This window comes from Marinobacter sp. (genome assembly GCF_033722735.1).
Classification (GTDB): Bacteria; Pseudomonadota; Gammaproteobacteria; order Pseudomonadales; family Oleiphilaceae; genus Marinobacter.
Genome location: NZ_JAWVYN010000047.1, coordinates 1 through 6,318, shown reverse-complemented (window position 1 = coordinate 6,318; position 6,318 = coordinate 1). Strand labels below are relative to the sequence as shown.

At 60.6% G+C, this 6,318-nt stretch carries 6 protein-coding genes and 1 pseudogene; all 7 read right to left on the bottom strand.

All coding sequences use genetic code 11. The features are described 5' to 3' along the window. Positions 1–69, bottom strand: a pseudogene (locus R3175_RS17735) (30S ribosomal protein S9); the annotation flags it as partial. A 12-nt stretch (positions 70–81) separates the two neighbouring features. Then, complete coding sequence (gene rplM / locus R3175_RS17730) at positions 82–510, bottom strand: 50S ribosomal protein L13 (protein ID WP_318945676.1); 429 nt, start codon at positions 508–510, stop codon at positions 82–84. 210 nt (positions 511–720) lie between these two features. Continuing rightward, a complete protein-coding gene (locus tag R3175_RS17725; protein WP_318945675.1) occupies positions 721–1,488 on the bottom strand; it encodes a TatD family hydrolase in 768 nt (255 codons plus the stop codon). 14 nt (positions 1,489–1,502) lie between these two features. Further along, positions 1,503–3,083, bottom strand: coding sequence for a peptide chain release factor 3 (prfC, locus tag R3175_RS17720; RefSeq protein WP_318945674.1), 1,581 nt, complete (start codon positions 3,081–3,083; stop codon positions 1,503–1,505). 58 nt (positions 3,084–3,141) lie between these two features. Beyond that, entirely contained in the window at positions 3,142–3,645 is a 504-nt protein-coding gene (gene rimI / locus R3175_RS17715) for a ribosomal protein S18-alanine N-acetyltransferase (RefSeq protein ID WP_318945673.1), read from the bottom strand. Next, on the bottom strand, positions 3,642–4,427 hold the full coding sequence (locus tag R3175_RS17710) for a hypothetical protein (protein WP_318945672.1): 786 nt from the start codon (positions 4,425–4,427) through the stop codon (positions 3,642–3,644). The genes rimI and R3175_RS17710 overlap by 4 nt, the downstream gene beginning before the upstream one ends. 33 nt (positions 4,428–4,460) lie before the next feature. Next, on the bottom strand, positions 4,461–6,011 hold the full coding sequence (locus R3175_RS17705; protein WP_318945671.1) for a 2-isopropylmalate synthase: 1,551 nt from the start codon (positions 6,009–6,011) through the stop codon (positions 4,461–4,463). Between the last annotated feature and the right edge of the window lie 307 nt (positions 6,012–6,318).

Below are 6,318 nucleotides of genomic sequence, written 5' to 3'. Positions count from 1 at the left end.
CGGCTTGATGAAAACCCGAGCCGTGGATGTCTTGCGGCGACCAGTACCGTAATTTTGTGCTACAGACATATCCGCCTTCCGTTAAATGTCGAGTTCTTTGGGCTGCTGGGCTGCGTGAGGATGCTCAGCGCCGGCATAGACTTTCAGCTTTTTGAACATGGCGCGACCCAGGGGCCCTTTTGGCATCATGCCTTTCACGGACTTCTGGATAATTTGCTCGGGCGCCTTGTCGACCAGCTTCTCGAAGTTGATGGACTTGATTCCACCCGGAAAGCCGGTGTGACTGTAGTACATCTTTGCAGATGCTTTCTTGCCTGTTACCCGCACCTGGCTGGCATTGATCACAACGATGTAGTCGCCAGTGTCGACGTGAGGGGTGTACTCAGGCTTATGCTTGCCCCGCAGACGACGGGCGATCTCGGTAGACAGACGACCCAGCGTTTTGCCGGCTGCGTCTACAACGTACCAGTCACGCGTTACTGTTTCTGGTTTCGCACTCAGAGTCTTCATTGATTCCGCCTTGAACGCTATAAAAGAAACGTTAAAAACCGTCCAACCAGCATGGGAAGGGCCTGTTCGACAGCTTTCGACCTAATAGTTTAATCGGCAGTGACACCATTCGGGGCTGAGATAATGTCATCGCCTTGAAAAGCCAGGGCGCGAATTATATCCAAATTGGCGTATAAAGCAAACCCCGGCGCCGGCTGTTTCGGCCATTCCCTACCTCCAGCGGTACAGACGCCGGACATTGACCAGAAGCGCCTCTGCCAATTCAGCCGGCGCTTCCCCGCGAAGCTCCGCCAGGGCCTCCAGGATTGACGGCAGACAGACCGGCGAATTGTCACCCTTGGCCACCCCTGCGGGGGGCATGTCTGGCGCATCGGTTTCCAGTACCAGGGACCGCAGCGGTAGCCGGGCGATGGTCTGCCGGGTCTTCAGGGCTCTTGAGTGGGTGATCACCCCGCCGACCCCAATGAAGCAGCCCAACTCCACCAGTTTGACGGCCTGCTGATAGCTGCCGGCAAAACCGTGCACCAACACAGGCACCGAGATCCTGTGCCGTTGCAGAATGGAGGCGACCTCGTCATGGGTCTTCACCGAGTGCACGATCAGGGGCAAATCCAACTCTTCGGCCAGCGCCACCTGCCGTTCAAACCAGGGCAACTGCTCGCTCAACTCACCGCGAAGGCGGTCCAGCCCACATTCCCCGACGGCCACACAACGCGCGCCCCCTGCCCGCAGCTGGTCCCGCAAGACACCAAGGTCCGCCGGGTGATGCTCGCCAACAAACCAGGGATGAATGCCCAGACAGTAGAACACCTCCGGGTAACGCCGGGCCTGTTCTTCAACCCGGCCCCAATCGGCCCGGCGGACGCCCGGCACCACCAGTCGGGAGACGCCGACACGGCGGGACTCTGCCAATAGGGCTTCCCGCCGGCCGTCGAATTGCGGGAAATCGAAATGGCAGTGGGCGTCGACAATCTCCATGACGGCCTCCGGCGTCAGTGCTCCCGGGTCTTGTGGAAGCGAATGTCGGGATGACGTTCTTCGGCCAGTTGGAGGTTGACCATGGTCGGTGCGATGTAGGCCAATTGGTCACTGCCGTCCAGCGCCAGGAAGTCATTGGCCTTGCGCTGGAACTCGTCGAGCTTCCTGGGGTCGTCACAGGTTACCCAGCGGGCGGTGGCCACGTTGATCGGCTCATACACCGCCTCGACCTTGTATTCGCTCTTGAGACGGGCGACCACCACGTCGAACTGCAGCACACCCACCGCGCCGACGATGAGATCGTTGTTCTTCATTGGCCGGAACACCTGGACCGCCCCCTCTTCGGACAGCTGGACCAGGCCTTTTTGCAGCTGCTTGGCCTTGAGCGGGTCCTTGAGTCGGATGCGCCGGAACAGTTCCGGCGCGAAGTTGGGAATGCCGGTGAACTTCATGTCGTCCCCAGCGGTAAAGGTGTCTCCCAACTGTATGGTGCCATGGTTGTGCAGACCGATGATGTCACCGGCGTAGGCTTCGTCGGCGTGGGTCCGATCCCCTGCCATGAAGGTCAGTGCATCGGAGAAGCGCACATCCTTGCCAATACGCACATGGCGGGCTTTCATCCCCTGGGAGTAGCGGCCGGATACAATGCGCAAAAAGGCCACCCGGTCCCGATGCTGGGGATCCATGTTCGCCTGGATCTTGAACACAAAGCCGGAAAATCCGTCCTCGGCCGGTTCAACCAGGCGCTGATCGGTTTCCCTGGGCTGGGGCGCTGGCGCCCATTCCACCAGGCCATCGAGCATGTGATCGACTCCAAAGTTGCCCAGCGCGGTACCAAAGAATACCGGGGTCAACTCGCCCGCCAGGAAGGCGTCGAGGTCAAACTCGTGGGACGCCCCCTTGACCAGTTCCACTTCGTCCCGCAGCTCCGATGCCAGGGACCCGAGCACCTCGTCGAGTTCCGGATTGTCGAGTCCGCTGATCACCCGCTTCTCCTGAATCGTATGACCCTGGCCACTCTGGTAGAGGATGACCTCATCCCGCAGCAGGTGATAGACGCCCTTGAAACCCTTGCCCATGCCAATTGGCCAGGTAATGGGAGCGCAGGCAATGCTAAGCACCTCCTCCACTTCGTCCATCAGCTCAATGGGATCACGAATATCCCGGTCGAGCTTGTTCATGAAGGTGAGGATCGGGGTGTCCCGAAGCCGTGTGACCTCCATCAGCTTGATGGTGCGCTCCTCGACCCCCTTGGCGCTGTCGATCACCATGAGGCAGGAATCCACCGCAGTGAGCGTCCGGTAGGTATCCTCCGAGAAGTCCTCGTGCCCCGGGGTATCCAGCAGGTTGACCAGTCGGTCCCCGTAAGGGAACTGCATGACGGAGGTGGTCACCGAGATGCCACGTTCCTTCTCCATTTCCATCCAATCGGACTTGGCATGTTGGCCGGACTTCTTGCCCTTGACGGTCCCCGCCTTCTGCAACGCCTGGCCGAACAGCAGGACCTTCTCGGTGATGGTGGTTTTACCGGCGTCCGGGTGCGAGATGATCGCAAAGGTACGACGGTTGGCAACTTCCTGGGCAAGGGTAGACATAATGGACAACAAACCTGGTTCGGAACTGAATGGGATGAACGGAGAATAGTGAGCGCTATTATAAATTCTGCGGGCTGTGGACACTAGGGAGTGTTAGTGTCATGACCTTCGCAGCTTCACGGCCTTCTGCCGCGGGGTAGTATTCCGGCCGCTCGCCAACCGGCTGGAAGCCTTCACTGGCATAGAGATTGATGGCACTGAGATTGCTCACTCGCACCTCCAGCAACACCAGCGCCATGCCGTCGTGGGCGGACATTGCCACCACGTGTCGCAACAGTTTTCGACCGGCCCCCTGTCGGCGGTGATCCGGCGCGATACAGATGTTGAGCAGGTGCGCTTCATCGTACTGATAGGCGACCACGGCATAGCCCGCCAACCGATCCCCGTCCAGCATCAGCCAGGACCGGTAGTTGGGGTGAAAGCAATCCCGAAAACCCCCTTCGGACCAGGGGTGGGAATAACTCCGGCGCTCAACCTCGAGGACGGCCGGAAGATCGGCCTCGCGCAGCGACCGCACGTGCAGGCCCAGGTCCAGGATGGCTTGATAGGTATCCGGTATCATTGACCACGCGTGAACACCGGCTTCAGTGCCTCCCAGAGTGCCCGCTTGCCGGCCGGATCGGTCGATAACGCCGCCAACGATGCCGGCATGTCCACCGCCACCTGGCCCCAGAGCTCAGCAATCAACGCCGCCCGGTCAGCGTCGGGGAGGCCCGGCAGAATCCCCAGCAAGATCACGCGCCTACCCCCCAGGTTGGCCAGCTGCTCCCTGACGACCCGGATCAACGCACCGCGATCACTGCCAGGCACCAGCGGGTTGTTGAAGACTGGCCACTGAATCCGAAAATCCCTGAGCGCCGACTGGCCCACGGCCTTCAGAATGTTCTGCGCCAGAGACGCCTGCAGCTGAAAGCTGGCGTCTTCGGACAGCACGCTCACCAGCAGCGCATCCTCTGCGCACCAGAAGCCCCAGTTTGCCTGGATGATTACGGGGTCGGCGTCCATCGTTGGGGGATCGATGACCCCGGCGCGATCCGTTGCTGGAGTCTCGGTGCCAACCGCTTGTTCAGCCGGCGAGGCGGGGGGGTTGTTTTCCTCTGGCGGCGCAGCCTTGCCAGACATCAGCCCCTGCAAAGCGGCGAGCTTGCCGGCCCGCTCGGCGCGGTCGTTTTCCTGAGGCGACGCGATTGGCGTACTGACCGGCGCGACCGGTTCCGGTGCCGGCTCCGAAAAGTCGAAGTCCGGACTCGGTGCCGCACCCGGCAGCGGGCTTCGGGCATACCACAGGTGTATCCCCGCCTGTCCGAGATAAAACTGACGCGCCGCTTCGTTCAGGCCAGCCACTGGGTCGATCCACCTCTCATCGTAAACGGGTGATTAGACATCACCACCTTGGGGGTGTTGGCGAGTGCCACCGCGACTGATTAGGTTCAGCGCCTCGATATAGGCTTTGGCGGAGGCAATGATGATATCGGTATCGGCGCCGACGCCATTCACGATCCGCCCGCCGCGTTCCAGGCGCACCGTCACCTCGCCCTGGGCATCGGTACCACTGGTGATGTTGTTCACCGAATACAGTTGCAGGTTACAGCCGGATTCAACCAGGGATTCGATAGCCTTGAAGGTGGCGTCAACCGGCCCGCTGCCCTCGGACTCTACGGTGTGCTCCTTACCGTCCACTTTCAGCGTCAACGTGGCAGTAGGAACCACGCCGGTTTCCGAGCAGACTTGCATGCAGACCAGCCCGAAGCGTCCTTCTTCGTCATTCTGGCGGGTATCGCTGGCAATGGCCTGCAGGTCTTCGTCGAAGATCTCGTGCTTGAGATCCGCTAGGGCCTTGAAGCGGGTGAACGCTTCATTGAGCTCAGATTCGGTTTCGAACTGGATTCCCAGCTCCTGGAGTCGGGTGCGGAAGGCGTTACGACCGGAATGCTTACCCAGCACCAGACTGTTGGTGTGCCAACCAACATCCTGGGCTCGCATGATTTCATAGGTCTCCCGGTGTTTTAACACCCCGTCCTGGTGAATGCCTGACTCATGGGCAAAGGCGTTGGCGCCCACAATGGCTTTGTTGGGTTGCACCGGAAACCCGGTGATGGTCGATACCAGGCGCGATGCGGGCACGATGTGCTGGGTTTCTATCCGGGTATCGACGTGGAACAGGTCCTGGCGGGTACGCACCGCCATCACGATCTCTTCCAGCGAGGCATTACCGGCCCGCTCTCCCAGTCCGTTGATGGTGCACTCCACCTGGCGGGCCCCGTGCGTCACCGCCGCCAGGGAATTGGCAACGGCCAGCCCCAGGTCGTTGTGGCAGTGTACGGAGAAGATCGCCTTGTCGGCGTTGGGAATGCGGTTGAGCAGTTGCTCGATGGTGGCGCCGAACTGCTCCGGGATCGCGTAGCCGACCGTATCCGGGATGTTAATCGTGGTCGCGCCGGCGTCGATGGCCGCCTCGATGATACGGCAGAGGAAGTCCAGCTCGGAACGACCGGCGTCCTCACAGGAGAACTCAACATCGTCAACGTGGCCCCGGGCCCGCTTGACCGCCATAACCGCCTGCTCGATCACTTCGCCCGGTTCCATCTGGAGCTTGTGCTTCATATGGATGGGGGAGGTGGCGATGAAGGTGTGAATGCGCCCCCTCGCTGCCGGCCGAATCGCTTCTGCCGCACGATCAATATCGCCATCCAAGGCCCGAGCGAGACTGCATACTGTGGAGTCCTTGATGGCTTCTGCAATGCTTTTTACTGCATCGAAATCCCCCTGACTGGCAATTGCAAAGCCCGCCTCGATCACATCAACCCGGAGCTTTTCCAGGATTTTGGCGATTCGCAGCTTTTCCGCCTTGGTCATGGTCGCACCCGGACTCTGCTCTCCGTCCCTCAAGGTGGTATCAAAAATGACCAGATGATCGTTTGCGGACATGGCATTCTCCATCAGAAACTTTTAGGCGTAGTTTTTCGGGGAGTATATCACTGAAAGCGGGGGTTAGGCGTGTGATCCATAACAGGGGCGTTGCACCCCGCGTCTGTGGATTAGGAACGTGCGCCCTCGTGAGGGTGACGATGACCGACTTTGCTCGCGCCGGGCAGCGCTGGGCCCTGCGGGTTTGGGGTCGGGAGTACCCGTCGTCGCGGATTGGTTGCTATCCGATACCGCCAGTGCTGCGCCCTGGGACGATGACCCGGAGCGGACCGGGGACGGTCCGCGCGTGCTCCCCTGCCGAAGCGGT